Origin of the sequence: Agarivorans sp. QJM3NY_25, from assembly GCF_050870875.2 — a bacterium.
GTDB lineage: Bacteria > Pseudomonadota > Gammaproteobacteria > Enterobacterales > Celerinatantimonadaceae > Agarivorans.
Genome location: NZ_CP194041.2, coordinates 4,405,349 through 4,431,721, shown reverse-complemented (window position 1 = coordinate 4,431,721; position 26,373 = coordinate 4,405,349). Strand labels below are relative to the sequence as shown.

Genomic DNA, 26,373 nt, shown 5'->3' with positions numbered 1-26,373 from the left:
CGAAGCCTTGCTGCTTTGGGAAGGGAGTTTTCCCTTATTTTGCGGCCACTTTATTATTGTAAGCAGCGATGTTTGCAATGAAGTGACCGGCCTTGGCTACGAGCAAAGGAGAGCGCTGTGGGCCGATGGATACCGCTAGTATTGCTGGCATGTTGGGTGAATCAAGCATGGGCGCAACAAACGATGTCGTTCAATTTACGCCCTGGTGTCACCGCCATTAGTGAGCAGGTTTACGGCTTGCACATGACTATTTTTTATATATGTTGTGTCATTGGGCTGGTGGTGTTTGGGGTGATGTTCTGGGCGATTTTTCATCATCGAAAGTCCAAGGGAGCCGTTGCCGCACAATTTCATGAGAGCACCAAAGTTGAAATTGTCTGGACGATAATTCCCTTCATCATTTTGATCGGCATGGCGATTCCTGCCACAAAAACCTTATTAGCGATGGAAGATCCTTCCGATGCCGATCTCACTATTCAAGTCACTGGTTCGCAGTGGAAGTGGCACTACCGCTATTTTGATCATGAGCTGGAATACTACAGCGTGTTGGCCTCGGATATGAAGCAAGTACAGGGCAAGCTTGCTAAGCGCGATAACTACTTATTGGAAGTAGATCATCCACTGGTGCTGCCAGTCGGCAAGAAGGTTCGTTTTTTAATGACTTCGGAGGATGTGATCCACTCCTGGTGGGTACCCGACTTTGCGGTCAAAAAAGATGCTAATCCGGGTTTTATTAACGAGGCCTGGACCAAAATTGACCAGCCGGGGATTTACCGCGGCCAATGTGCCGAACTTTGCGGTAAAGACCACGGCTTTATGCCGATTGTGGTGATTGCTAAACCTCAGGAGGAATACCTTGCTTGGTTGGCTCAGGCCGAAGCCGCTTACGTAGAAAAGCAGCAACAAGAGTTGGCCATGGTGGCGTTGACCATGGATAACGAGGAGCTGATGTCCTTAGGCAAAAGCGTTTATGAGAAGACTTGCGCCGCCTGCCACCAAGCCAATGGAGAAGGCCTGCCAGGGGTATTTCCAGCCTTAAAAGGCAGCCCAGTTGCGACCGGTGATGTGAACCAACATATCGACATGGTGGTGCATGGTGTGGCAGGAACCGCGATGCAGGCCTTTGGTAAGCAACTCGGTCTGAAAGAATTAGCGGCAGTTATTAGCTACGAGCGGAATGCTTGGGGGAATGATACGGGCGATATGGTGCAGGCTAAGGATGTCGCGGCAGTACAAGACGCGGCCAAGTAGCCACGGTTGGATAAATCGATTGGTGATAGCGGAACGACTAAGGACGTTGCCATGTTCAAGTACGACACGACGCGGCGCAATAGGCAATAGAAGGGAGAGTTAGATGAGCGCGACCACGGAGCTTAACCCGCAACAGGTAGAACATCACCACGCACCGCGTGGCCTATTGCGCTGGGTATTAACCACCAACCACAAAGACATTGGCTCAATGTATTTGTGGTTTAGCTTTGCCATGTTTATTACCGGCGGCGCGATGGCGATGGTGATCCGTGCAGAGCTATTCCAGCCGGGCCTGCAATTGGTGGAGCCAAACTTTTTTAATCAAATGACCACCATGCACGGCTTAATCATGGTGTTTGGCGCGGTGATGCCCGCCTTTACTGGCTTAGCTAATTGGTTGGTACCGATGATGATTGGCGCTCCCGATATGGCCTTGCCTCGTATGAATAACTGGAGCTTTTGGATCTTACCCTTCGCTTTTACCATGTTATTAGCCTCGTTATTTATGGAAGGGGGCGGGCCCAACTTTGGTTGGACGTTTTACGCGCCACTTTCCACCAAATATAGTCCCGATAGCACCGCCTTATTTGTGTTTTCAGTACATATCATGGGGATCAGCTCCATTATGGGCGCGATTAATGTGATTGTGACCATCATGAATTTGCGTGCCCCCGGTATGACTTATATGAAATTACCCTTGTTCGTTTGGACTTGGTTGATCACCGCCTTCTTGTTGATTGCGGTGATGCCGGTGTTGGCGGGAGCTGTGACCATGGTGCTTACCGATAAATACTTCGGCACTTCGTTCTTCGATGCCGCAGGCGGGGGCGATCCAGTATTGTTTCAGCATATTTTCTGGTTCTTCGGCCACCCCGAAGTGTACATCATGATTTTGCCTTCATTTGGCATTATTTCGGCGATTATTCCCGCTTTTTCTCGGAAGAAACTCTTTGGTTATGCATCGATGGTGTATGCCACTGCCTCGATTGCCGGTTTAAGTTTTGTGGTTTGGGCCCACCATATGTTTACCACGGGGATGCCGGTGGAAGCCGAGTTATTCTTTATGTTTTGTACCATGCTGATCTCGGTGCCAACCGGGGTTAAGGTCTTCAATTGGGTTGCCACCATGTGGCGCGGCAGCCTGACGTTTGAAACGCCGATGCTATTTGCCGTGGCCTTTATCGTACTTTTTACCATTGGCGGTTTCTCTGGTTTGATGCTGGCGATCACGCCAGTGGATTTTCAATACCATGATACTTATTTTGTGGTGGCGCATTTTCACTATGTGTTGGTGACGGGGGCTATCTTCTCGATTATGGCGGCCACCTATTATTGGCTGCCGAAATGGAGTGGCAAGATGTATGACGAGGGGCTGGGGCGCTTGCATTTTTGGTGCTCGCTGATATCGGTGAATGTATTGTTTTTCCCGATGCACTTTCTTGGTTTAAGTGGTATGCCGCGGCGTATTCCCGACTATGCGCTGCAATTTGCCGATGTGAATGCCATCGTCAGTATTGGTGGTTTCGCTTTTGGTTTGTCACAATTTATCTTCCTGTATCTGGTGATCAAGTGTATTCGCAGCGGTGAGCCTGCGCCAGCGAAGCCTTGGGAAGGCGCGGAAGGTTTAGAGTGGGATCATCTGCCATCCCCTGCGCCCTACCATAGTTTTACTACGCCGCCGGAGATTAAATAACATGGCTGCCCACCGCCGTTTAGTGCTTCGGCTGCTATTGGTGGTGGTGGCGATGTTCGGCTTTGGTTTTGCTTTGGTTCCGCTTTACGATGTGTTTTGTAAGGTGACAGGGATTAATGGTAAAACCGCCAATCAGGCCAGTGAGTTAAGTACTATTGCGCCTCAGAAACGCAGTGTCACGGTGGAGTTTATCACCTATGTACCACGCGCCTTAAATTGGCAATTTGGCCCGACGGTAAATCGAATTAAGGTTCACCCAGGGGAAAGCCTATTGGTTGACTTTAGTGCGACCAATCAGAGTGCTCAGACTACCACGGTGCAAGCGGTACCTTCGGTCAGCCCCGGTTTGGCGGCCAATCATTTTAAAAAGATCAGCTGTTTTTGTTTTCAACAGCAAACGCTTGCCCCGGGGCAGCGGCAAACGATGCCGCTGAATTTTTATATCGATCCAGAGTTACCCAGAGACATTACCACCATCACTTTGGCTTACACCCTATTTGCGCTTAGCGCGAATGAGCCGGAGCTGAGCAATACGGCGCAACAGCGTGCCGATGGAGAGCAGAGCAATGACGCAGCCTTATGAAAAATATTATGTTCCCGCCCAGAGCGTGTGGCCAATTATGGGGGCTGTGGGCTTATTTTTAACCGCGATGGGTGCGGGCTTTACAGTACAACAAATGGGCTCAGAACTTAACTATGGTTTGTGGATCTTGGGCTGTGGTTTTGTGGTGCTGATTAGCATGCTGTTTGGCTGGTTTGGCAATGTGATTAGCGAAAGCATGCAAGGCCACTATAGCGCGCAAATGGATCGCTCGTTTCGCCAAGGCATGAGCTGGTTTATTTTCTCTGAGGTGATGTTTTTTGGTGCCTTCTTTGGCGCTTTGTTTTATGCCCGAATGATTGCGGTGCCGTGGCTTGGCGGTGCCGGCAATAATGCCATGACCGCAGCGGTATTGTGGCCTGAGTTTGAAGCCATTTGGCCATTACTCGATACCCCTGGGGGGATCCAAACTGAGGCCATGGGTTGGTACGGCTTACCATTGTTGAATACACTTATTTTGGTGACATCTTCAGTTACCTTGCATTTCGCTCATGTCAGTTTAGAAAAAGATAAACGCACACCCTTGAAGTTGTGGTTAGCCCTCACCTTGGTATTGGGCTTTTCCTTTTTGTTTTTTCAAGTTGAAGAATACCTACATGCCTATCAAGAATTAGACTTGCGTTTAGACTCCGGTATTTACGGTAATACTTTCTTCTTGCTCACTGGTTTTCACGGTTTACACGTCACCCTTGGTGCCTTGATGTTAACGGTGATACTGCTGCGGGTTTTAAAGGGGCATTTTAGTGGCGATAAACATTTTGCGTTTATGGCGGCCAGTTGGTATTGGCACTTTGTTGATGTGGTGTGGTTGTGCCTATTTCTATTTGTTTACGTGTTGTAAGTGTCCGTTTAGTAGGGGCGAGGATGAGGTTGAATAAGGCCAGTGGCGAGGGCAAGTAAGATCAGGGCGATAATTAGCACGCTGAATAGCAAACGTCGCCCAAGGTAATGACTCATTGGTTTATCACCGCCTTTAAGCATTACCCGCAGCGCCATCAGCATATTAAGCATCACAATTAGGATAAATACGGTAATCACTATTTTTATGAACATCACTAAGCTCTCTTCATCGATGAATAAAAAACCAGTGTCTTATCGGCTACTGTCGTTTGTTTTGCTGATGGTGGCGCTCATCGCACTTATGCTCAAGCTTAGCTTATGGCAATGGCAACGGGCGGAGCAAAAGCAAGTTTTGTTAGATCAGTATCAGCAGCAATCACAGCAAATTATTAGTTTAGCTGAGGCGGTGGCGCAGGGCGGCAAGGCTTTTCAATTAGTGACCCCGGGCGAGCTTAAAGTGCTTGGTCCGCGCCTATGGTTAGACAATCAAATTCAGCAGGGCCGAGTGGGTTACGATTTATATTCATTGGCGCAAACTGCACAAGGTAAGGTTTTGATCCGCCAAGGCTGGCAACCAGCCAGTTATGATCGCCAGCAACTGCTGTGGCCAGTCGAGGGAGATCAGCAGGCCGAAGTTTATCGACTTCGTTATATTAGCTTACCGATATTGGCCAATTCACAGCAGTGGTTAGAGGTATTACCACAAGGTTTACGCGCTCAGCAGCTCAACCTCGCGGGTCTTGCCCAGCAATGGGGAATTCACTTACTGCCGTTTATCTTGGATCGCCAAATTGACACTTCGCCGCAACAGTTAATTGCAATGCCCGTGCAAAAGCATCAGGCCTATGCCTTGCAATGGCTATTGATGGCGGTAGTGGCGTGCGGCTTTAGTATTTACTTCCTTAAACGTAGCTACGGAAAGGAGTCGCGATGAGCAGCCAATCGCAAACTGTACTCAAGTTAGCGGCAGTATTCTTGTTACCTCTGCCTGTAAATGGCAGGGCTGACAGCTTGTTCAATATTGATTTCATCAAACGCAGTTATGTGAAGGAGTTGCGATGATCAGCCAACAGAAAACTATGCTCAAGTTAGTGGCGGTGTTTTTGGTGCCGATACTGTTGGCTTGGTTAGTGCTAAAAATGGGGTGGTTTGAGCGGGGTACCTTAAGCCATGGCGAATGGCTAGAGCCGCCAGTGCAATTGAGTGATTATCCGCAGGGGAAGTGGTCGATTGCGCAGGTGGTGGCCAAACCCTGTGAGCAGGATTGTCTGCAGCAATTCCAGCTGCTCTCCAAGGCTTGGATGGCTTTAGGGATAGCCAAGCAAAAGACCCAGCGCTTGGCCTTGCTGACCAAGGCCGCCGCTTTAGATGAAGCTTCGAGCTTGGTTGAGGAGACCCAGATTGCTGCATTGAGCTTGGCCAATAACCAGCAGCAAGCTTGGGCACAATACGATCAACGCTGGTTGGTGGTCGATCCTACAGGCTGGGTCATTATGAGCTATCAGCCACAGCAAGGTTATACGCAGGTAAAGGGGCTTATTTCCGACCTGCAGCGTTTGATTAAAAACTCCCGTTACCAATAAAAGAGAGGGGCTGAGCAGAGGAGGATGACAATGCAAAAAGGATTAATGGCTGCAATGTTATTGGCCCTAGTGGTGATTGGCCTTGGCGCTTTTACCCGTCTCACCGATGCGGGTTTGGGTTGCCCGGATTGGCCTGGTTGCTACGGGCATTTTGCGGTGCCGCAAACTGAAGCACAATTACAGCATGCAGCGGTCCATTTCCCCGAGCGTCCCTTAGAAAGACAGAAAGCTTGGCATGAAATGATCCATCGTTATTTTGCCGGTGCGCTGGGTTTATTAGTGCTGGCTTTAGCGGGCTGCGCTTGCTGGCGCAAACAACAGCGGGGCATCGCTTTGTTGGTTTGCTTGTTGATTGGTTTTCAAGCTATTTTGGGGATGCTCACCGTTACCAAGGGTTTAATGCCCTTAATCGTAATGGGTCATTTGCTGGGGGGCTTCTCGGTGTTAGCACTATTGTTTTGCTGGTATAACCGGGTTAAATATCCGCCTGCTAAATCGCGATCGCGGATCTGGCCGCTGGTTTTGGGCTTGGCAATATTGGTGCTGCAACTGGCCCTTGGTGGCTGGACTTCGGCCAATTATGCAGCTATTTCTTGTCAGGGCTTTCCGCTGTGTCATGAAGACTGGCAGCAGCTTTATCAGTTAAAGGCCTTCGATCCCCTGCCTCATTCCCCTACCGGCAATTATGAATTTGGTGTATTGAGTCATCCCGAGCGGGTCACAGTGCATGTAAGTCACCGAATATGGGCTGGCGTTACCGCCTTATATTGGTTACTGCTTGCCATGAGTTATTTGCTACGCCCGAGCAGCGCGCTAGAGCGTCGCCGCGCCTCGCGTTTACTGTTGGTATTATTCACTCAGTTGGGGTTGGGGCTGGCCAATGTTTGGTGGCAGCTCCCCTTGTTGGTGGCGGTGGCACACAACTTAGTGGCCGCGTTGTTGTTATTGAGTGCGCTGAGTCTGCTATTGGCGTGTTATCAAAAGGGCGGCGTGACTGCGCCGCGCGAGAAGGAGAGGCTTTATGGCGAAGTTGAATACCCTAAGCTGGTCTAAACCCTTAATCAATATTAATTGGCGAGCGCTGTATAAGCTGACCAAACCCAAGGTGGTGGCACTGATTGTATTAACGGCGGTGGTCGGAGCCTGTTTAGCGACTTCTGGTTTACCGCCCTGGCAGGCCTTATTGCTGGGGAATCTTGGGATCGGTTTAATGGCGGCAGGCGCGGCGGCTTTTAATCACTACATCGATAGTGAAGCCGACGCCAAAATGGGGCGAACTCAGGGACGTCCGCTGCCCACTGGCGCAGTATCCAATTATTTGGCGCTACTATGGGCTTCGGCTCTGTCGGTATTGGGTTTTGTACTGTTGTACTTTGGGGTTAATCCCTTGACCGCTTGGTTAACGGCCGCCAGTTTGGTGGGTTATGCAGTGGTTTATACCTTATGGTTAAAGCGTGCCACTCCACAAAATATCGTGATTGGTGGCTTAGCAGGAGCGATGCCACCTTTACTCGGCTGGACGGCGGTTAATAATAGTATTTCGGCAGAGCCTTTATTGTTGGTGATGTTGATCTTTACTTGGACACCGCCACATTTCTGGGCCCTTGCCATCGCTCGGCGTAAAGAATATGCCAAGGTGAATATTCCGATGTTGCCGGTGACCCATGGGGTGGCTTTTACCAAATTGTTGATCTTGATGTACAGCGTATTGCTGTTTGCAGTGGCTTGGTTACCATTTTTGGTCGGCATGAGCGGCAGCCTGTATTTGGCCTTCAGTTGTCTGTTGAACCTGCGCTTTATTCAACTCGCTTGGCGTTTATATGGCGGCGATAACCACACCGACGCGATGCGCCTATTCGGTTTTTCCATCGTGTATCTGATGTTGTTGTTTTTGGCCCTGCTCGCGGATCATTGGCTATTTTCCTTGTTATAGTCTGGGCTAAAGTCAAAGGCTGCCAGCCTTGATTTATCTTGGTTGAGTATTAGGACGGTTGGGTGGGTGAGCGCTTATTTGTCTTGATTCGGTTTTAAGAGTTGCTCCACTGCGGGGTAACTTTTACACTGAATTTTGGTTTATTAACGCTAAGTAGTCATGAGATCTGTCCGACTTAAGGCGATTGCCGCCATCGCTTTACCAATGATTTTATCGAACATTACTATTCCTTTGTTAGGCTTGGTGGATACCGCTGTAATTGGTCATTTAGACCAAGCGCATTATCTGGCAGGGGTTGCGCTGGGCTCAATGATGATCAGCCTCGTATATTGGCTATGTGGCTTTTTGCGAATGTCGACCACCGGGCTGGTTGCTCAGGCAGTGGGTTTGGCTGATATGACCGCGTTGCTGAAGGTCGCGTTGAGTTCGGTCTTACTGGCTGTGTTACTCGGCTGTTTATTAGTGTTGTTTCAGCAGCCAATTTTGTCTCTAGGTTTGAGTTTGGCTGGTGGTGGGGAACTTAGTTTGCACTACGCCGCCGAGTATTTCTCGACACGGATCTGGGGCGCCCCAGCGGCACTGCTAAATTTGGTGTTGTTAGGTTGTTTACTGGGCTTACAAAATGCCCGTGCTCCAATGGTATTACTCATCGTCGGGAATTCATTGAACATTGGCTTAGATCTTTGGCTGGTCTTGGGCTTGGATATGAAGGTGCAGGGCGCCGCCTTAGCCACTGTCATCGCCGACTACCTTAGTCTTGCTCTGGGCTTATATTTATGCCGTCAATCCTTAACCCGCTTGGGGCTGAGTATGACCGACGTTGCAGCGGCACTCAGGGGCTTAGCCTTCGATCAATTTAGTCGTTTACTGCGTCTTAATCTGGATATTTTCTTTCGCTCTTTAAGTTTGCAGCTCTGTTTTGCTTTTATGACGTTTCAAGGCAGCCGGCTGGGTGAAAATATTGTGGCCGCCAACGCGGTACTGCTCAATTTTCTGATGTTTGTCTCTTTTGCTCTCGATGGAGTCGCCTATGCGGTGGAAGCCTTAGCGGGGAAAGCCAAGGGAGCTCAAGATAGAGCCCAGTTTGTTGGGGTGATAAACGATTGTTTACTGTTAGCCGCAATATTCGCTTTGTTGTTTAGTCTTGGTTTCTATTTATTTGGTCCCAGCTTAATCAATCTTCTCACCGATATTAGCGAGATTAGAGCGACCGCTAATCAATACTTGGCTTGGATGTTCGTGCTGCCTGTGGCCGCGGTATGGTGCTTTATTTTTGATGGCATCTTTATTGCGACAGCGGAAGGCAAAATGATGCGTAATTCGATGTTGTTGGCCAGTGTTGGGGTATTTTTCCCAGTATGGTGGTTGAGCCAAGATTGGGGGAACCATGCTTTGTGGCTCGCCATGTGCAGCTTTATGGCTGCCCGGGGCTTAAGTTTAGCCTACACTTATCGACTGGCCTTAAATCGACATTGGTGGTTTAAAGCCACGCCAGTGGGATGAATCTTCGGGGCCTAGCGACAATGGGATTTGACCGGTCAATGTTAATCCAGCCATCAATTGATGAGTGAGCAAGACGAGGATTTTGCAGCACTGTTGCTGAGGGGAGTACAACAGCAATAAACCACTCTCTGGTTGATTGCTGTTGTTTATTCATTTTCATTTCGCAGGGTTGGTTTGCTAAACCGCGTTGTGATATCCCAACTGACGCCAAGCCTCGTAGGCAAATACTGAAACCGCATTCGACAAATTCATACTACGGCTGTTGGCTAACATCGGGATCCGTAATCGATAAGTGCTGTCAATTTGGCTTAAAATCGCATCGGGCAAGCCACGCGTTTCTGGGCCAAACATCAGATAGTCATTCTCGGCAAATTGAAAGTCACTATGAAACCCGCTGCCTTTGGTGGTGCAAGCCAACAAGCGTGCTGGTTGTTCGCTCTCTAGAAAAGCCTGATAGTTGGCATGGCGTTTCACTTCGGCAAATTCGTGATAATCCAACCCTGCGCGTTTTACTTTTTTGTCGTCCCAGGCGAAACCCAAGGGCTCGATTAAATGCAAACTACAGCCACTATTGGCCGCTAAACGGATAATTGCGCCAGTGTTTTGCGGAATTTCGGGTTCAAATAGCACAATATTAATCATGGTCGGTCCCAGTCGTTGCAAAAGCGCTATTGTAGTGGCAAGCGTAGGCTAACTTCCAGCCCTTTACCGGAATGATTATGCGCACTAATACTGCCACCATGCTGGCGAATCGCCGATTCGGCAATCGCTAAGCCGAGGCCAACACCACCACTATCTCGATCGCGCGCTTCGCCACAGCGATAGAAGGGTCGGAAAATATTGTCTAATTCATTCTCGTCAATCCCCGGACCATCATCCCGGATGACAATGACTAAGTACTGTTGCTCGATGTTGGCCTCAAGCGTAACTTGCTGTTCGGCGTATTTTAACGCATTGCGGCAGATGTTTTCTAAGGCGGAGCTGAGTAATTGCGGGTAACAAAGCAAACTTAAATGTTCAGGATATGTCGCCTTAAATTTCTTACTCAGTTGTTCCGCTTCGAAGTTGCAATCATCGACTAAATCAATCATGAGTTCATCGAGCTGAGCTTGCTGTCGTTGCGCGTTTACTTGCATTCTTGATAGGGATAATAAGGCGTTAATCATCTCGGCCAAACGCTGTGATTCACGTTCGATGCGTTCTACTTCGGCACTACTGCTTTGGCGTTTTTTGTGTAAAGCCAGCGCCATATTGAGACGGGTGAGTGGTGAACGCAGCTCGTGAGATATATCACTTAATAAACGTTGTTGGTTGCTAATCGCCTGATTCAGCGTGTCGACCATGCGTTGTAAACTTTCCGAGAGCTGACCAATTTCGTCACCGCGATTAATTTCTGGCAGCTGGGTGTCTAATTGCCCCCGTGACAGCTTGTTGGCAGCGCTCTGTAGCCGTTTGAGGGGACTCACAATATGTCGGGTCAGCAAGAAACACAGTGCCAGACTTAGCAGGATGGCAACTCCCGCGAGAACCCAGGGGGAAGAGCCGCGTAACGGGAGCAGGTTGTTCATGAGCTCTGGGCTTCGGCGGCGCTCGAGGTAAAGCAAGTAGGTTTTGTCATCCAAGGTGATTGCCCTTGGACCAATGAACACCCGCTCATGGTCGAGCATAATCCGTGGATTGTTGACCTGGTCGTGATTGGCAATAAAGCGGCGTATGGCGCGGTCCACTTGCGGATGATTAACCACCAAGCCTTGTTCATCGACCAGAAAAGGCATGGTAAAACGTCCGCCACTATGCGGGGCGGGGCGTTGATTGAAGGCTTTGTTCGGGTTGTTTTGGATCCGCTGTTCGAAGTCTTGTAAGTTTTTCAGTGCCCATTCCGGCGCCGCAAAGTTATCGGTGCTTACCAGTCGTGACATGTTAAATGCCACAAAGGCGGTTATCAGCAAAATTAACCAGAAGGACACGAATATTTTGACAAATAGATTATTGAGTAGTCGTTTCATGTTTACCACTCCAACCACATGTAACCTTTACCACGTACGGTTTTTATTCTTGGGAGTTGGTCTTTTCTTGGTGGGATTTTTTTTCTTAGATTGCTGATGTGCATATCTAAGCTGCGGTCGAAGGCCTGCAGCCGTTTACCTAATACGGTTTGATTCAGCTTATTCTTATCTAATAGTTGGCCTGGATGCTCCAGCAGTTGCTGCAACAACAGTAATTCAGTGCTGGTGAGGTCTAGTTCAACATCTTCACAATGCGCCTGTTGTTTGGCGACCGACAGTGTTAAGTCTTGATGGCAAATTAAATCGCCATGTGCTTCAGAGCTGGGTGCGTTTTGGGTGCGGCGCAAGATGGCTCGGATCCTTGCTAATAATTCCCGTTCACTAAATGGCTTGGCTAGATAGTCGTCGGCGCCAAGCTCTAAGCCAAGGACTCGGTCGATTTCATCGCCTTTAGCGGTGAGCATTAATACCGGCTGCTGGCTGTCTTTGCGAAGTTCTTTTAAAACTTCGAAGCCATTTTTCCCGGGCATCATCACATCTAGTAGTACTAAATCATAACTTGTTTGTTGCAGTTGCTTTAAGCCGCTCAGACCATCGTTGCATACTTCACAGTCAAATCCTTCTAAGGCCAATAATTCGCCGAGTAATTCGGTGAGTTCTTTGTCGTCATCAATTAAAAGCAGCTTCACAGTTGATTCCTAGGTGATCATTGATAGCTAAAGTGTACAAAAATTCCTTGGCTTTGCGGATCTATCATAGGCTCATTTACATAGCTTTACACTTCCTTGCCATTAGTTTGCATTGGCCGCTATATACTGAAAATGTCTGAAACATACGAGGATTTAAAAATGAAAAAGCTACTTGTGACTACCTTACTTGGAACCCTGATTCTTGCCCCTGCTGCTTTTGCTGCCAATGGCAATCGACACGATGGTGAAGGTATGCGTGATAGAGATGGCCATCCGCGAATGCATTTAATGCGCGAACTTGATTTAACTGCTGCGCAGAAAGCACAAGTTAAAGAAATTATGCAGGCCAATAAGCCAAGCGGCGAGACAAAGCAGCGAGATGGTGAGCGAGCTCAGCGTAACATGATGCATCAGCAACATATGGCGATTGTGACTTCGGCAACTTTTGATGAAAACGCAGCCAAAAACTTACTTAAAAAAGAGCAAGAGAAGCATCAACAACGCGCTTTACATATGATGCGTTCGCAGAATGCGATATACCAAATACTGACTCCGGAACAACAACAGAAGTTCCAGCAGTTAACAGAACAGCGTATGGAAAAACGCGGGCAAATGAAAAAAGATGGTAAACACCAAAATTACCAACAAGGTGAAAAGCAACACAAAAACGCTAAAGCTAGCACTTAAGGGAGCAGCTTCTATACTTTACAAAACTTTCCCGTGAATTTGTAAAGTGGAAAAACAAAATTACCAGCGTTTAGTGACCCGCGCTACACAGCTTGCAAGCTGTGTAGCTTTGTTTTTATTACTGATAAAAAGTGGTGCCTATTTATATACTGGCGCAATTAGTATTTTGGCGTCGTTGATTGATTCACTCATGGACATTGGCATGTCCTTGGTTAATTTATTGGCGGTGCGTTACGCACTACAACCCCCCGATAAAGAGCACCGTTTTGGTCATGGAAAGGCTGAACATCTCGCGAGTATCGTGCAAGCTGCCTTCATTGTGGGTTCGGCTTTCATGTTGCTATATAGCGGTACGACCGAGTTAATGCGCCCGCAAGCTTTACAGCACAGTCAGTTAGGTATTTGGGTCATGATCGTTTCTACGTTGATTACAATTGCCTTAGTGCTTTTCCAAAAATATGTCGTTAAGAAAACTAACAACAGTTTAATTAAAGCCGATTCGATGCATTACGCGATGGATGTTTTTATGAATGTGGCAGTGCTTGTGGCCTTATTTCTTAGTCAATATGGATGGTATTGGGCCGATGGATTGTTTGCAGTGTTGATCGCCCTATATATTTGCTATGGTGCTTTTGGAATTGGTAAAGATGCGGTACAAAATTTATTGGATAGAGAGCTTCCTCGGGCTTTCCAAGTTCAGGTTTATCAAATTGCTTTGAAGCTTGCTGGCGTGTTGGGAGTACATGATGTTAGAACTCGCCAGTCGGGTCAGACTAAATTTATTCAACTCCATCTGGAACTAGATGATAAACTCACCCTTTACCAAGCTCATGATATTGCCGATAAGGTAGAGGCGGCATTGTTAGCGCAGTGGCCAGAAGCCGATATCTTGATCCATCAGGATCCCCAGTCGGTGGTGCCAGAAGAAAAGAAACAACAGTTTTTGTAAGGTGAAGTAAGTGGCAAAGCTAAGGGACTATCAAATTAAACAAACGTTAGCCGAAACCGTTTGGTTGCAAATTCGTGATGAAGCGCACCGAATGGCTGAAGATGAGCCGATGTTATCCAGCTTCTTCTATTCGACGATTTTGAATCACCATACGCTGGCCTCGGCCTTGAGCTTCCAATTAGCAAGTAAGTTGGATAGCTCAACGGTACAGGCGATTTTGTTGCGTGAATTTATTGAAGAAGCTTTATTGGCTGATCCAAATATTTTGGAAGCAGTGGCGGCTGACATTGTGGCAGTGAAAGATCGTGACCCGGCAGTAAAATACTACGCGATCCCCTTGTTATATCTGAAAGGTTTCCATGCCTTACAGGGCTACCGTGTGGCAAATTGGTTGTGGCATCGTGGACGCTTGGCACTAGCGCGTTATATGCAAAACCAAATCTCGGCGGTGTTTGCTGTGGATGTTCATCCGGCGGCCACCATCGGTAAAGGGATCATGTTTGACCATGCCACTGGCATCGTGGTGGGTGAAACCGCAGTGATTGAAGATGATGTATCAATCTTACAATCGGTGACTTTAGGGGGAACCGGGAAAGACCGAGGCGATCGACATCCAAAAGTTCGTCAAGGGGTATTGATTGGTGCGGGTGCAAAGATCCTTGGCAATATTGAAGTGGGACGCGGCGCAAAAGTGGGGGCGGGTAGTGTCGTTCTCGAGGATGTGCCTGCGCATACCACGGTTGCTGGCGTACCAGCAAAGGTGGTGGGCAGACCCGGTTGTGAGATGCCAGCCATTGATATGGGGCAAAATATCTAATTTAGTCGGTGGCGGCGATATAAGCGAAGCGCGGCATTGTTTGGCCGTCCACAACGACCTCTTCAACAAACATATGATAGGGCCGAACCCACAGTTTACCTTCTCCGTATAAAGGTCGGTAAAGTACCAACTGTTCTTCGGTTTCAGAATGGGTCACGGTATCGATCACTTGGTATTCCGGACCTTTGTAATGTCGGTATCGACCTTTCTTTAATTTCATGTTTATAAATTCGACAACTAGTTAGGTAAATAGAGTTCTACCCTTGTTGGGCATAGATGACAAGAGTATGCTGCTTTAAAGTAAGTCTTTATCAATATGTGAACACGATTAGGGTTCATTTATCCATGAGGACTGACTTTAGATAGAATATCTAGAGTGAGGTTAACAACAGATTAACGGGAGTAGGTTGATGTCTTTTGACGTATTGGAAAAATTAGAAGCAAAGGTTCAAATTGCAGTCGATAGTATTGAATTACTACGTATGGAAATTGAAGAACTCAAAGAACAAAATAGTAAGCTGAGTGATGAGAATAGTCATCTGTTACAAGAACAACAAGCTTGGCAAGAACGCCTTACTGCCTTGTTAGGGCGTATCGAAGACGTTCAAGCCGAGTAAGCTTAAATTCGCTTGGACCTTATTCGATATCGAGTGGTTCAGGCGATAAAATCACGCCAGTGGTGTCGGCATAAATATGATCTTCCGGTAAAAAAGTGACGCCACCAAAATTGACCGGAATATTCACATCACCAGTTTCGTCTTCGGCGTCAGCACCAACAGGAATGGAAGCCAGTGCCTGGATCCCTATATCTAAATCTTCAAGCGCGTCCACATCTCGAACACAACCGTAAACAATAATGCCATCCCATTCATTTTCGGCTGCAGCTTCGGCGATGGTTACATCGAGTAAGGCGCGTCGCAATGAGCCGCCGCCGTCTATCAATAATACCCTACCGGTGCCAGGCTCCTGAACGACCTGAGCAATTAAGCCCGAATTTTCAAAACATTTGATGGTGGTAATTTCTCCCCCAAAAGAGTTTCTGCCACCATAACTGGCAAACATGGGTTCGACGACATCAACCGTATCTGCGTATAGGTCACAAAGTTCAGAGGTATTATATTCCATGGTCTGGATCCTAAATTGGCCCGAGTTATCGCTACCAGTATAAACACTAAGTCGCGGTTTTCAATTAAGAAATAATAACTAAGCTAGAAAAGCAAAATAACCCGGCTGCAGACCGCATTACGGGGCTTAAAGGGGATTAGCAGAGTCATCAAATTGATAACTCTGCGAGGTATTTATAAAATGAAACGACTTAAATCTTCGTCGGCGACTAATTCGTCTAAAGATTTATTGACGTAATCGGCGTCGATGATCTCTTTCTGACCTGAATTATCAGAGGCCACAAAGCTTAATTCTTCCATTAATTTTTCCATCACCGTGTGTAGCCGACGAGCGCCAATATTCTCGGTGCGTTCATTCACTTGCCATGCCGCATCGGCAATCCGACGGATCCCTTCTTTGGTGAACTCAACGTCTAGGCCTTCGGTGGCCATTAGCGCCTTGTATTGTTCGGTTAATGAAGCATTAGGTTCGGTGAGGATCCGCTCAAAATCATCTGCACTGAGTGCATTCAGACTAACACGGATCGGCAAACGCCCTTGTAATTCAGGGATCAGATCGGAAGGTTTCGCGACCTGAAAAGCGCCGGATGCAATAAACAGGATGTGGTCGGTTTTTACCATGCCATGTTTGGTGCTTACAGTTGAGCCTTCAACCAGTGGTAGTAAGTCGCGTTGCACACCTTCTCGGCTTACATCTGGGCCTGAAACATCGCCGCGTTTACAAATTTTATCGATTTCATCTAAGAATACGATGCCTTGGTTTTCAACCGCGTACAGGGCTTTTTCTTTGAGCTCTTCTGGGTTGACCATTTTAGCGGCTTCTTCTTCCACCAATAATTTGAAAGCTTCTTTAATTTTGAGTTTACGTTTCTTGCTATCTTTGCTGCCAGATAGGTTTTGAAACATACCTTGTAATTGATTGGTCATCTCTTCCATGCCCGGAGGGGCCATGATTTCGACACCTATCTGTGGCTGAGCCACATCAATTTCAATTTCTTTGTCGTCAAGTTGGCCTTCACGCAGTTTTTTACGAAAAGCCTGGCGAGTCGAGTTGTCTTCTTTCTTCTCATCATGACCAAAGCTGTCTTTTGCTGGGGGCAGTAGAGCATCGAGGATCCGATCTTCTGCTTGGTCTTCGGCTCGAAAACGAAATTTTTCGGTTTCTTGCTCGCGGGTCATTTTGAAGGCAACATCGGCGAGATCGCGAATAATCGTCTCAACTTCTTTTCCAACATAACCGACCTCGGTGAATTTTGTAGCTTCTACTTTAATGAATGGGGCGTGCGCTAGTTTCGCCAAGCGCCGTGCAATTTCGGTTTTACCGACGCCTGTTGGGCCTATCATTAAGATATTTTTAGGCGTAACTTCATGGCGCAATTCATCATTGAGTTGCATTCTGCGCCAGCGGTTGCGTAAGGCAATCGCCACTGCGCGTTTGGCTTCAGATTGGCCGATGATGTGGTTATCTAATTCGGAGACAATTTCTCTGGGGGTCATTTCAGACATAATTTTTTCCTGCAAAGCTTTAAGCTTTCGCGTCTAATTCTTCAATAGTATGGTACTGGTTGGTAAACACACAAATGTCACCGGCAATGCTCAGGCTTTTTTCAGCAATTTGACGTGCGCCTAAATCGGTGTTTTGTAATAGGGCGAGAGCCGCAGACTGAGCAAAAGGCCCTCCAGAACCGATGGCGATTAAGTCGTGCTCAGGTTGAACCACGTCACCGTTACCAGTAATGATTAATGATGCTTCGCTGTCTGCGACTGCCAGTAGGGCTTCTAGTTTACGTAGCATGCGATCGGTTCGCCAATCTTTGGCCAGCTCTACAGCTGCCTTGGTAAGGTGACCTTGATGCATTTCTAGTTTTGCTTCGAAACGTTCAAATAGGGTAAATGCATCGGCAGTGCCGCCAGCAAATCCGGCCAACACTTGACCGTGATAAAGGCGGCGAACCTTCTTTGCGTTGCCTTTCATCACGGTATTGCCAAGGGAAACTTGGCCATCGCCAGCAATGATCACTTTGCCGTTGCGGCGTACGGAGACGATAGTAGTCACGATATTTCCTCAGTTTATACAGCTAACCATAAGAGTTAACTTGGCTATCTCAATGAAGTGGGGGGGCGTCGATAATTTTTCAAGGTATAAGCCAAAAACTGTGGTGCTTTAGTTGTGATTAAATAATTTCAACAACTGTTGCTGTTGTTCATCGTTGAGTGATGTGAAGTGACTCAATAGTACCCGTAATAATTTGGATTTTGCCAGTTGATGCTGCTGAGAAGCGTATTGTAACTGGTTTATTGCGGAGGCATCAAAGGTGAAAGTACAGTGCCGAAAGGTGGTGCTAGGCTTGTCGGCGGGAGCCTTTTTTGGATTGAGGCTCGGTTTTCCTAGTGCATAGTTTTCGGCATCATCGATGAATTGTTCGACGCTTATCTTTTTGGCTTGGCGGCGGCGATGCGGTTGCTTTTTTAAATCAGTTAAACTCATGGGAGTCTTCTTGCTGGATGGCGAGTAATTCAGTCACTATCGCTTTGATCTCATTGGCAGCTTTACCTTCGGGCTCTATCTCTAACACCGAACGGCCACTTTCTTCACTATCATCGTAGAGATTGCGAGCGAAGGTCACGGAGTCGAGCACGTGTAAGCCGAAGGAGCGACAAACTTCTTTGGCGTCGAGGATCCGATTTGCTTGGTTGGGCAGAGATGGGCATTGGGTGATTACAAAACTAGCGACCATTTTAGGGTTGACCATTTTACAGGTACTGAGCATGTCTTCCATATGCGGAAGAGTTTTAAGGTCACGGCGTTTGGGTCGTAGTGGAATTAATACATATTTTGCGACTGACATTGCTGCACGCATGGCTAAGTTGTCTTGACCACCACAGTCCACAATCACAAAATCGTAGCCATTTTCTAGGCTGAGTAAGTCCTTGCGGATTTTTCCGTAGAGTTGAATACAGTTAATCCCTGGTAGGGATTCATCTTCGTTGCGGGCTTGGATCCAATCGGAGGTAGTGCGCTGCGGGTCGCAATCAACCATTAAGATATTTGCGTCAAATTCGGTTTTCAGGTGAACGGCAATATTTTGTGCTAAGCAACTTTTACCACTACCACCCTTTTCCCCACCAACAAGTATCAACATGGTTCATCCCTCTTCTGCAACTTGCGACCAATTATAATTACTGGCTTTGTGGTACAAGTTTATTAAGTATAAGACAAACTGACATGTTTGCTTATCTGGACGAGAATTTTACAGTATTAACAAAAACATATTATAGCTAGAGAAGTTCTTACGATGACAACGCGCTACCTTTACTTTCATTTCCGCTTCAGCGGAATGTTTCGCAGTAAATTTAACTTTAAGTTTGGTGCCAATCGCTAAATCTTTATCATGAACAATCAACATGCCACGGCGAGAGATGTCGATACAAGTGGCTTCAATCACTGCTTCATCGTCTTCGTTATTGGTCAAAATGAGCTGCACCGGTTCGTTTTCCAAATCGAGTCGCATTGAGCCTCGTCGCTCAAGTTGCTGTAGTTCCGTGTTGTTCATAGTATCGCGTTCCTATTTGAGTCACGGTCTTGGTCTTATTTTGCCGTTTTTAGTCAAAACTGATTTATTAGAATAGCTACATTTTTATAACATAGTTGGGATATAAGTCAAATAAGTAATATTTTTAAGCGCTTAGCACAGGCAGTAATTGAATAATTAGCTACTTTAAGGCCTTTATACAAGATTTTACGTTATGGTTAAAGGTTATGGCTGTTGGTGGATAAGGGCGTCTTTATTCATATATGCTTTAGTATCAATCAAAGCCAACATCTCTGTTGGCTTGTATATAGTTTGGATGTCTTAAAAGCTCCCTACTTAAAAGCTCCAATGCCAAATTTGGCAACCATTGATTTTGGCGCGTTGTAATATATGCCGATCTCGTTCAGCATCTCGCTTGGTGGGATAGGGGCCCAACACCACGCGATACCAGGCGCCATTTTCCCCTTCGGTGCGCTTAATTTGACTTTCCAGGCCTGCAAAGGCAATTAAGGCTTTACTCTCTTCGGCGCGGTCTCGGCTACGGAAAGAAGCACACTGCATTTGGTAAGGGATGGCCGGCTGGCTTGGTTTGGCGGCCGGCTCAACTTCTACTTGCTTGTGTTCTAGCTCTTTAACATAGCTCCGCTCTTTTGGTGGCTCTGGCAGACTTGCTTTGGCCTTTGGCTTTGCGATGGGTTGTGGGTTTACCAACTCGCTGAGCTCGGGAGCTGGCGTGGGCGCGCTACCTTTAATATTAAATAGCAATACCGAGAAACCCACGATCGCTGCGATCACCGCGAGAGCTAAGGCGAAGGGGAAGCGTTTTTGATGACTGACCGCGCGGCTAGATCTAGCCGCGGGTTTTTTCTTAGGCTTGCTGCGCCCTACATAGTCCTTTGCCATGTTTACATCCGATCCAAAGTCTCGATCCCTAATAATGAAAGACCTTGATCTAACACTTTCGCTGTTAAAGCTGCTAAGCGCAGACGACTATGTTTCACCTCGCTCTCAACATCGTCCTTAAGGATTGGGCAAGCTTCATAGAAAGTCATAAATGCACCCGCGAGCTCGTAGAGGTAATTACACATCATGTGTGGCATACCTTTATCGGCTACATTGTTGACCGCATCGCTAAACTGAATTAATTTTTGTGCGAGAGCGATTTCGGCTTCTTCAGCCAATATAATGTTTTGCTCAAGGCTGTCGAGGTCGATTGCTGAGCGACGAAGAATAGATTGGATCCGAGTATAAGCATATTGCAAGTACGGTGCGGTATTGCCGTTGAAGGCCAACATGTTTTCCCAATCGAAGATGTAGTCGGTGGTACGGTTCTTCGATAAATCGGCGTATTTCACCGCGCCCATCGCGATTGCTTTGGCGGCCTCTAGTTGTTGCTCCGCATCCAGATCTCGAGACTTTTCAGCCACAATAACTTGTGCTCGCTGTTCCGCTTCTTCTAGTAAATCGACCAGCTTCACGGTACCGCCACTGCGGGTTTTGAAGGGGCGGCCATCTTTGCCTAGCATCATGCCAAAGGCGTGATGTTCTAGTGGCACCGACTCTGGCACATAACCAGCTTTGCGCACAATGTTCCAGGCTTGCATTAGATGTTGATGCTGACGGGAGTCGATAAAATATAAAACTCGGTCGGCATTTAAGTCTTGGTAACGGTATTTAGCACAGGCTATATCGGTGGTGGTGTACAAAAAACCACCATCTTTTTTCTGAATGATCACGCCCATTGGGTCGCCATCTTTATTTTTGTATTCGTTGAGGTAAACCACGGTTGCCCCGTTGTCTTCAACTGCTAAACCTTGTTGCTTTAAGTCGCGAACCACATCATGCAGCATGGGGTTATACATGCTTTCGCCCATCACGTCGTTTTTAGTTAGCGATACATTTAAACGGTCGTAAACAGATTGGTTATGATTCAAAGTGATGTCGACCAGTTTGCGCCACATGGTATTACAGTATTCATCGCCACTTTGCAGTTTCACCACGTAGTTGCGCGCGCGCTTGGCAAAAGCTTCATCGCTGTCGTAACGCGCTTTAGATTCACGATAGAACACTTCTAAATCGGCTAATTCAATATCGCCTGCGTCAGTACCGCGTTTTTCAACTTCTTCCAAGTTGGCGATTAACATGCCAAATTGAGTTCCCCAGTCGCCGATGTGATTGGCTCTAACCACCTTGTGGCCTAAAAACTCTAGGGTGCGAACCACCGCATCACCAATGATGGTAGAACGCAGGTGGCCCACGTGCATTTCTTTCGCAACGTTTGGCGCAGAGTAGTCAACCACAACGGTTTGTGCTTGTTCTGCCAATTTTACATTCGCCGAAGGAGAGCTCGACATGGCTTCAATTTGAGAGACCAGCCAATCATTATTAAGATAGAAATTAATGAAACCTGGGCCGGCAATGCTGGTTTTATCGATGAGTGTCGAACTTGGTAAATTATCGACAATCAACTGAGCTAGTTCACGAGGATTTTTCCCAGCGGGTTTGGCGGCCATTAAGGCAAGGTTGGTCGCTAAGTCGCCGTGAGCTTTATCCTTGGTTCGGTCAACTTGGATCCGAGGTTCGAATCCTTCAGGGAGCACCTGTTGTTGTTTCAGGGCAATGACCGTTTGTTCCAGAAGTTGTTGAATAAGCTCTTTCATGTAGGTTGACACCAATCTCGCGTAAATAAAATGTACAAGGCGGGCATTTTACCGACAATTGCCGCTGAAAACTATCTCTTATCTAGGCTAATTCGGTGTGATTTGATTTGATTGGAGCAAATCGCTACGCGCTTGGTTGTTGATGTTGCTGCTTTGCGTAAAGAGGCGTGTGATTACTGCATATCATAAGGGTCTATATCTAAGGACCAACGAACTTTACGGCTGAGTTTTAAGTTCTCCAATTGTGGTAACAGCCGATGGATAAGCTGATGTAGGCTGGTGCGCTGTTCCGCTTGAATTAATAGTTGCATCCGAAATTTTCCTGCGCGACGTGCTTGTGGCGCTGGGCAGGGAGGAAAAACCCAGCTATTCGCCTGCTGTAGTGGCTGGGCTAGTTGATAGAGCTGCTGGCTTAAGTCATGCACCGCCTGACCATCCACTGCTTCTAAGCGAAATAGCGCTTGAAAGCTAAAAGGGGGAAGTTCGGTGTCTTTGCGTTCATTAAGGGCAAAGCGCGCAAAGTGTTGGTAACCATTATTAATCAAGTCTTGCAGCAGTTCATGCTCAGGGTGATGAGATTGCAACATCACTTTCCCTTCTAAGTTGGCGCGCCCTGCTCGGCCAGCTACCTGCACATATAGTTGGGCCAGGCGTTCTGGGGCCCGAAAGTCGGAACAGAACAAGGCATGGTCGATATCGAGTAGGGCAACTAAGGTTACATTAGGGAAGTGATGTCCCTTGGCCAGCATTTGGGTTCCCAGCAAAATTTGATAGTGATTGTTATGGATCTGTTCCAACAATTGCTCCAAGCTGCCTTTGCGTCGTGTACTGTCTCGGTCGATCCGTGCCACTTTATATTCTGGGAAGATCTCCAGTAAGGCCTCTTGCAGTTGTTCGGTACCAAGGCCAGTGGTGACCAGATTGGTGGAACCACACTGTTGGCATTGATGTGGCACCGGTTGTTGGCTGCCACAGTGATGACAGGCCAAGTGACGGGGCTGCTGATGGTAGGTAAAATATGACTCGCAGCGTTCACACTCACAGACGTGCCCGCACTCATGACAGAGCAGGGCTGGCGCGTAACCTCGGCGATTTAAAAACAGCATCACCTGACGACCAGCCTTTAGCTCCATGCGCATTGCTTTCACTAAGGCGGGAGAAAGCCCCGAGTTGAGCGGTTGATGGCGAATATCCAGCAATTGTTGCTTGGCTAATACTGCATTACCTGCTCGTTGTTTGAGTTGTAGATGAACATAACGGCCGCTCAGGGCATTGTGCAGGCTCTCTAACGAAGGTGTGGCCGAGCCTAAGATGATAGGAATTTGTTCTAATCGAGCGCGTACAATGGCTAAATCGCGGGCGTGGTAACGAAAGCTGTCTTGTTGCTTAAAGGAGCTATCGTGCTCTTCATCGATGATGATTACGCCAGGCTTGGCCATCGGAGTGAACACCGCCGATCGGGTGCCAATGATGATGCCAGCTTCGCCTTGCTTCGCCTTGAGCCAAGCACTAAGCCTTTCACTATCATTCAGGCCCGAGTGGATCGCATAAACTGGAACTTCGAAGCGTTCGGCAAAACGAGCCAAGGTTTGTGGCGTGAGGCCAATTTCGGGAACCAGAACTAAAGCCTGCTGGCCCTTCGCCAGAACTTCGGCAATTACATTGAGATAGATTTCGGTTTTACCGGATCCGGTAATACCTTCAATGAGAAAGGCCTGAAAGCTCGATAGGCTTTGGTTGATGGCCGCTACCGCAATTGCTTGCTCAGGATTGAGCTGCAAGGCTTGGCTTTTGTTGGTCTGTTGTTGAGTCCAATCTGGCACGGTTGCGCGTGCTGTGACTTTTTCTAGCAAGCCTTTTTGCTGTAAGGCGGTGAGCGCAGAACGCGAGAAGTCTCGTTGTTTGGCTTGTTCATCGTTTAATTGAAAATCGGCTTGTTGTTGCAGCGCGCCAATGACTACACCTTGCTTGGGAGCACGCTTAAATTCTGCGAGCTTAGCTTGCTTGCCTTGTTCACTAAGGCGCCAGGCGACAATCGCTTTGGCCTGTGCGGGTTCGCCTTTACGTAACAGGCTGGGCAAGGCCTGGCTCAGTACGTCACCCAAACTATGGTGATAGTAGCTGCTGGCCCAATTTAATAGTTTAAATAGACTCGCGGGAAGTAAGGCCTGTTGATCGACAATTTGGCTAATGGTTTTTAATTTGTCGCTATCGATGTCACTATCATCGGGATGCTCCACCACCAAGCCAACTTTTTCACCTTTACCAAAGGGGACTTTGACCCGGGCACCGATCACTGGTATTGCCGAGTCATCGGATACTCGATAATCAAATAGTCGACGCAATGGAATTGCTAAAGCAACACGAACAATTAACACAAATTTATGAACCCATGAAAAAACCTGCCTCATTCTAAAGCTTGACTATGCATGGGGCAAATGAAGTCGCTGGTGTTTTTTTATCCGCGAATAGACCTTGAATACTTGCTAAGCGCGGAGCCATCCTATATGATCCGCCACCTAAAATTTATAGGCTCTGATAGAGTTGCTTTCGTGTGGTGTTTGGTGCCAATCGTGGTGATCAAATGGCGACGCGGCCCAAGTATTGAGGTAATCCATGAAAACTGATATCCATCCAACTTACGAACTACTTACTGCGACTTGTTCTTGCGGTAACGTAATCGAAACTAAATCGACTCGTACTGGTACTATGTTCCTAGACGTATGTGACAAATGTCACCCATTCTACACTGGTAAGCAACGTAACGTTGATACTGGTGGTCGTGTTGATCGTTTCAACAAAAAATTCGCTGTATTGGGCAAAAAATAAGCCAGCCTTATTTAAGCTTTACAGTAAAGAAAAAGCGCCGAAAGGCGCTTTTTTTGTGTCTGGTCATGATGCGAATGAGATATAAAGCAATTTTGCTCATAGCAGATTTGTATTTATTTTCGCTCAAATCGTTTTTCAGAAAGTCGCTTTACCTTTTTTGAGTTTTAGGGTTTTGCCATATAGCTAGATCTATAATGCTTGTCGTTGCCATCCACCATTTTTGGGCAGGTATAGTTTTGTCAGTTCAATTTCTCTTTCTTAGACTTTTATTTCGAAACAGTAGTAAAAAGTTGTACCGATCTGTGCGGGAATATCAGTTGCTTGTAGGGTCACTTTACCTCTCTTCCCTGACAGCACTGCGTTATTTGGAATAGTTTTTCAGGGCGTTCCTTTGTAATTCTTGACTGTCCATATATTCCGTAATCGAGAATAGTTGAAGAGATTTCAGAGCTTGTTTCTGTGCTCGTGCATCCTGAGAGAAAAATCAGGGGCAGTGTAGAGTAGTATCATTCTTATACTTAAAACATAATTCCATTTTCGCTAAGAACCGTAGTTGCAAGTGAATAATAAGCAACTTGGTAGTTATGTCGAATGGATTACTGAATTGCATTGTCTAGACGACCTTGTAGCTCAGGGGTTATTACGAAGCTGTTTGCCCTGCAACAACGCCCTTTCTATCTAAGGTGATTGAGTAAAAGTAGTCGCCTCTATGTTTTTAAATTCACATAACCTTTCTTATTATAATGTTTTTATTGACATGCACTTTAAATTCAATAGGTTATGTTTTTTTGAGAATGTTTAAGCGGAATGAATCTGTAGATATAGTTTCTTTATTTAGAGGGAGAAAACCATATTGAATTTTTGAAGGATTGTGTTGGGACGTTATATAGCAGTGTCAACAGTCGTAATTTAGAATTAAACAATTAAAAGGAATTTTTGCAATGAAAATATATTTTCAATTTGTAGTTAAGGTTATTTTAATCTGGTCGATTGCTGGGTCAAGCATTGCGGCAGTCATATTTACAGATGATTTTGATTCTGCCGCATCTCCTTTATGGGGAAATGAACAGGGTAGCTGGAATGATAAAGGTGGTGCATACCAGTCTACATCAGGGAATCAAGCATTTAGCTTGTTACCGACAGATTTAAGGGATTTTTCTGTTGAATTGGATATTAATGATGTATGGGATGGCGGTGTAGTTCTTCGTAGTTCATACAATGGGGGGCTTTTTAACGGAATAGCCTTAATCACAGGAGGTCTTGGTGGTGGAGGTACCGGGGTTTACTGGCACGAATTCGTAAATGGTGGCAATTCACCAGTTTTAAAGCATTCTGGTGCATTATTCCCATCTAAAAGTGATATTCATTTAAAAATCGATGTGTTCGGAGATACCTACTCAGCATTTGTGAATGGTACTTTGGTCACTACCTTAACTAGCAGTTTGTACAGCCAAGGACAAGTTGGCTTGTTTAATAACAGACTCGGTCAAAGTTTCGATAACATTAGTGTTTCATCTGTTCCCGAGCCATCCACGATATTTCTTGCGGCATTTGGTATTGCTGGCTTATGTATGCTTAGACGAAATAAAAAGTCATATAAAGTACAAGCAAGTGCTTAACTCTCTGCCGTGGGCGGTTGTTCCTGCAAGATAAGTGAGCTTATTCAAAAGTGTTT

At 46.8% G+C, this 26,373-nt stretch carries 30 protein-coding genes; 16 read left to right on the top strand and 14 right to left on the bottom strand.

Annotation, left to right across the window (positions count from 1 at the left end; genetic code table 11):
- The first annotated feature begins 183 nt into the window (after positions 1–183).
- The 4 genes from coxB (at position 184) to ACRRSW_RS20295 (ending at position 4,386) form a co-directional block, all read left to right on the top strand.
- The gene (coxB, locus tag ACRRSW_RS20310) at positions 184–1,251 is read left to right on the top strand and encodes a cytochrome c oxidase subunit II (RefSeq protein ID WP_432456132.1); all 1,068 of its coding nucleotides are present in this window, start codon (positions 184–186) and stop codon (positions 1,249–1,251) included.
- Between the two features lie 103 nt (positions 1,252–1,354).
- The gene (gene ctaD / locus ACRRSW_RS20305) at positions 1,355–2,944 is read left to right on the top strand and encodes a cytochrome c oxidase subunit I (RefSeq protein WP_432460279.1); all 1,590 of its coding nucleotides are present in this window, start codon (positions 1,355–1,357) and stop codon (positions 2,942–2,944) included.
- Between the two features lies 1 nt (position 2,945).
- Entirely contained in the window at positions 2,946–3,527 is a 582-nt protein-coding gene (locus ACRRSW_RS20300) for a cytochrome c oxidase assembly protein (RefSeq protein ID WP_432455756.1), read from the top strand.
- The gene (locus ACRRSW_RS20295) at positions 3,511–4,386 is read left to right on the top strand and encodes a cytochrome c oxidase subunit 3 (RefSeq protein ID WP_432460278.1); all 876 of its coding nucleotides are present in this window, start codon (positions 3,511–3,513) and stop codon (positions 4,384–4,386) included. Before ACRRSW_RS20300 ends, ACRRSW_RS20295 begins: the two co-directional genes overlap by 17 nt.
- Positions 4,387–4,394: 8 nt before the next feature.
- Here the strand turns inward: ACRRSW_RS20295 and ACRRSW_RS20290 are convergent, their stop codons facing one another.
- Complete coding sequence (locus tag ACRRSW_RS20290) at positions 4,395–4,598, bottom strand: DUF2909 family protein (protein ID WP_432455758.1); 204 nt, start codon at positions 4,596–4,598, stop codon at positions 4,395–4,397.
- On the opposite strand from ACRRSW_RS20290, the gene ACRRSW_RS20285 reads away from it, so the two are divergent.
- The 6 genes from ACRRSW_RS20285 to dinF all read left to right on the top strand — a co-directional run bounded on the left by ACRRSW_RS20285 (position 4,591) and on the right by dinF (position 9,404).
- Positions 4,591–5,319, top strand: a complete 729-nt coding sequence (locus tag ACRRSW_RS20285) for an SURF1 family protein (protein WP_432460277.1) — start codon at positions 4,591–4,593, stop codon at positions 5,317–5,319. The two genes, ACRRSW_RS20290 and ACRRSW_RS20285, sit on opposite strands and share 8 nt — an antisense overlap.
- Positions 5,316–5,447: a hypothetical protein gene (locus ACRRSW_RS20280; RefSeq protein ID WP_432460276.1), complete on the top strand. Its 132-nt coding sequence runs from the start codon at positions 5,316–5,318 to the stop codon at positions 5,445–5,447. Before ACRRSW_RS20285 ends, ACRRSW_RS20280 begins: the two co-directional genes overlap by 4 nt.
- The gene (locus ACRRSW_RS20275; RefSeq protein ID WP_432460275.1) at positions 5,444–5,968 is read left to right on the top strand and encodes a hypothetical protein; all 525 of its coding nucleotides are present in this window, start codon (positions 5,444–5,446) and stop codon (positions 5,966–5,968) included. The genes ACRRSW_RS20280 and ACRRSW_RS20275 overlap by 4 nt, the downstream gene beginning before the upstream one ends.
- Positions 5,969–5,998: 30 nt before the next feature.
- Positions 5,999–7,021: a COX15/CtaA family protein gene (locus ACRRSW_RS20270; RefSeq protein ID WP_432460274.1), complete on the top strand. Its 1,023-nt coding sequence runs from the start codon at positions 5,999–6,001 to the stop codon at positions 7,019–7,021.
- Positions 6,990–7,901 carry a heme o synthase gene (cyoE, locus tag ACRRSW_RS20265; RefSeq protein ID WP_432455763.1) on the top strand — a complete coding sequence of 304 codons (912 nt, stop codon included), beginning with the start codon at positions 6,990–6,992 and terminating at the stop codon, positions 7,899–7,901. The genes ACRRSW_RS20270 and cyoE overlap by 32 nt, the downstream gene beginning before the upstream one ends.
- Before the next feature lie 159 nt (positions 7,902–8,060).
- On the top strand, positions 8,061–9,404 hold the full coding sequence (gene dinF / locus ACRRSW_RS20260) for an MATE family efflux transporter DinF (RefSeq protein WP_432460273.1): 1,344 nt from the start codon (positions 8,061–8,063) through the stop codon (positions 9,402–9,404).
- Positions 9,405–9,581: 177 nt separating this feature from the next.
- Here dinF and trmL read toward each other — a convergent pair whose 3' ends face one another.
- Genes trmL through ACRRSW_RS20245 form a run of 3 tightly spaced genes read right to left on the bottom strand, consistent with a single transcriptional unit; the run spans position 9,582 to position 12,099 of the window.
- Positions 9,582–10,046: a tRNA (uridine(34)/cytosine(34)/5-carboxymethylaminomethyluridine(34)-2'-O)-methyltransferase TrmL gene (gene trmL, locus ACRRSW_RS20255; RefSeq protein ID WP_432455765.1), complete on the bottom strand. Its 465-nt coding sequence runs from the start codon at positions 10,044–10,046 to the stop codon at positions 9,582–9,584.
- A gap of 26 nt (positions 10,047–10,072) precedes the next feature.
- Positions 10,073–11,410 (bottom strand): ATP-binding protein, encoded by a 1,338-nt coding sequence (locus tag ACRRSW_RS20250; RefSeq protein ID WP_432460271.1) that lies wholly within the window; start codon positions 11,408–11,410, stop codon positions 10,073–10,075.
- A 2-nt stretch (positions 11,411–11,412) separates the two neighbouring features.
- Positions 11,413–12,099: a response regulator gene (locus tag ACRRSW_RS20245; protein WP_432460270.1), complete on the bottom strand. Its 687-nt coding sequence runs from the start codon at positions 12,097–12,099 to the stop codon at positions 11,413–11,415.
- Between the two features lie 159 nt (positions 12,100–12,258).
- Between ACRRSW_RS20245 and ACRRSW_RS20240 the strand changes: the two genes are divergently transcribed.
- The 3 genes from ACRRSW_RS20240 (at position 12,259) to cysE (ending at position 14,552) form a co-directional block, all read left to right on the top strand.
- On the top strand, positions 12,259–12,786 hold the full coding sequence (locus ACRRSW_RS20240; RefSeq protein WP_432455768.1) for a Spy/CpxP family protein refolding chaperone: 528 nt from the start codon (positions 12,259–12,261) through the stop codon (positions 12,784–12,786).
- Between the two features lie 46 nt (positions 12,787–12,832).
- Positions 12,833–13,735, top strand: coding sequence for a cation diffusion facilitator family transporter (locus ACRRSW_RS20235; RefSeq protein ID WP_432455769.1), 903 nt, complete (start codon positions 12,833–12,835; stop codon positions 13,733–13,735).
- A gap of 91 nt (positions 13,736–13,826) precedes the next feature.
- Positions 13,827–14,552, top strand: coding sequence for a serine O-acetyltransferase (gene cysE, locus ACRRSW_RS20230; RefSeq protein WP_439033359.1), 726 nt, complete (start codon positions 13,827–13,829; stop codon positions 14,550–14,552).
- Position 14,553: 1 nt separating this feature from the next.
- On the opposite strand, the gene ACRRSW_RS20225 is transcribed toward cysE, so the two are convergent.
- Positions 14,554–14,772 (bottom strand): DUF1653 domain-containing protein, encoded by a 219-nt coding sequence (locus tag ACRRSW_RS20225; protein ID WP_432455770.1) that lies wholly within the window; start codon positions 14,770–14,772, stop codon positions 14,554–14,556.
- A 190-nt stretch (positions 14,773–14,962) separates the two neighbouring features.
- On the opposite strand from ACRRSW_RS20225, the gene zapB reads away from it, so the two are divergent.
- Positions 14,963–15,169: a cell division protein ZapB gene (zapB, locus tag ACRRSW_RS20220; RefSeq protein WP_432455771.1), complete on the top strand. Its 207-nt coding sequence runs from the start codon at positions 14,963–14,965 to the stop codon at positions 15,167–15,169.
- Positions 15,170–15,188: 19 nt separating this feature from the next.
- Here the strand turns inward: zapB and rraA are convergent, their stop codons facing one another.
- The 9 genes from rraA to priA form a co-directional block, all read right to left on the bottom strand.
- Positions 15,189–15,677 (bottom strand): ribonuclease E activity regulator RraA, encoded by a 489-nt coding sequence (rraA, locus tag ACRRSW_RS20215; RefSeq protein ID WP_432455772.1) that lies wholly within the window; start codon positions 15,675–15,677, stop codon positions 15,189–15,191.
- A 173-nt stretch (positions 15,678–15,850) separates the two neighbouring features.
- Entirely contained in the window at positions 15,851–17,182 is a 1,332-nt protein-coding gene (gene hslU / locus ACRRSW_RS20210) for an HslU--HslV peptidase ATPase subunit (protein WP_432455773.1), read from the bottom strand.
- A gap of 19 nt (positions 17,183–17,201) precedes the next feature.
- Positions 17,202–17,732 carry an ATP-dependent protease subunit HslV gene (gene hslV / locus ACRRSW_RS20205; RefSeq protein WP_432460268.1) on the bottom strand — a complete coding sequence of 177 codons (531 nt, stop codon included), beginning with the start codon at positions 17,730–17,732 and terminating at the stop codon, positions 17,202–17,204.
- 108 nt (positions 17,733–17,840) lie between these two features.
- Positions 17,841–18,164 carry a replication protein RepA gene (locus tag ACRRSW_RS20200; protein WP_432460267.1) on the bottom strand — a complete coding sequence of 108 codons (324 nt, stop codon included), beginning with the start codon at positions 18,162–18,164 and terminating at the stop codon, positions 17,841–17,843.
- On the bottom strand, positions 18,151–18,819 hold the full coding sequence (locus tag ACRRSW_RS20195) for an AAA family ATPase (RefSeq protein WP_432455776.1): 669 nt from the start codon (positions 18,817–18,819) through the stop codon (positions 18,151–18,153). The genes ACRRSW_RS20200 and ACRRSW_RS20195 overlap by 14 nt, the downstream gene beginning before the upstream one ends.
- Positions 18,820–18,927: 108 nt before the next feature.
- A complete protein-coding gene (locus ACRRSW_RS20190; RefSeq protein ID WP_432455777.1) occupies positions 18,928–19,230 on the bottom strand; it encodes a PilZ domain-containing protein in 303 nt (100 codons plus the stop codon).
- Positions 19,231–19,545: 315 nt separating this feature from the next.
- Positions 19,546–20,112 carry an SPOR domain-containing protein gene (locus ACRRSW_RS20185; protein ID WP_432455778.1) on the bottom strand — a complete coding sequence of 189 codons (567 nt, stop codon included), beginning with the start codon at positions 20,110–20,112 and terminating at the stop codon, positions 19,546–19,548.
- A gap of 2 nt (positions 20,113–20,114) precedes the next feature.
- A complete protein-coding gene (gene argS, locus ACRRSW_RS20180; protein WP_432460266.1) occupies positions 20,115–21,869 on the bottom strand; it encodes an arginine--tRNA ligase in 1,755 nt (584 codons plus the stop codon).
- A gap of 173 nt (positions 21,870–22,042) precedes the next feature.
- Positions 22,043–24,280, bottom strand: a complete 2,238-nt coding sequence (gene priA, locus ACRRSW_RS20175; protein ID WP_432460265.1) for a primosomal protein N' — start codon at positions 24,278–24,280, stop codon at positions 22,043–22,045.
- 205 nt (positions 24,281–24,485) lie between these two features.
- Between priA and rpmE the strand changes: the two genes are divergently transcribed.
- Both rpmE and ACRRSW_RS20165 read left to right on the top strand, forming a co-directional pair.
- On the top strand, positions 24,486–24,698 hold the full coding sequence (gene rpmE / locus ACRRSW_RS20170) for a 50S ribosomal protein L31 (protein ID WP_432455781.1): 213 nt from the start codon (positions 24,486–24,488) through the stop codon (positions 24,696–24,698).
- Positions 24,699–25,639: 941 nt separating this feature from the next.
- The gene (locus ACRRSW_RS20165) at positions 25,640–26,317 is read left to right on the top strand and encodes a PEP-CTERM sorting domain-containing protein (RefSeq protein WP_432460264.1); all 678 of its coding nucleotides are present in this window, start codon (positions 25,640–25,642) and stop codon (positions 26,315–26,317) included.
- Positions 26,318–26,373 lie beyond the last annotated feature (56 nt).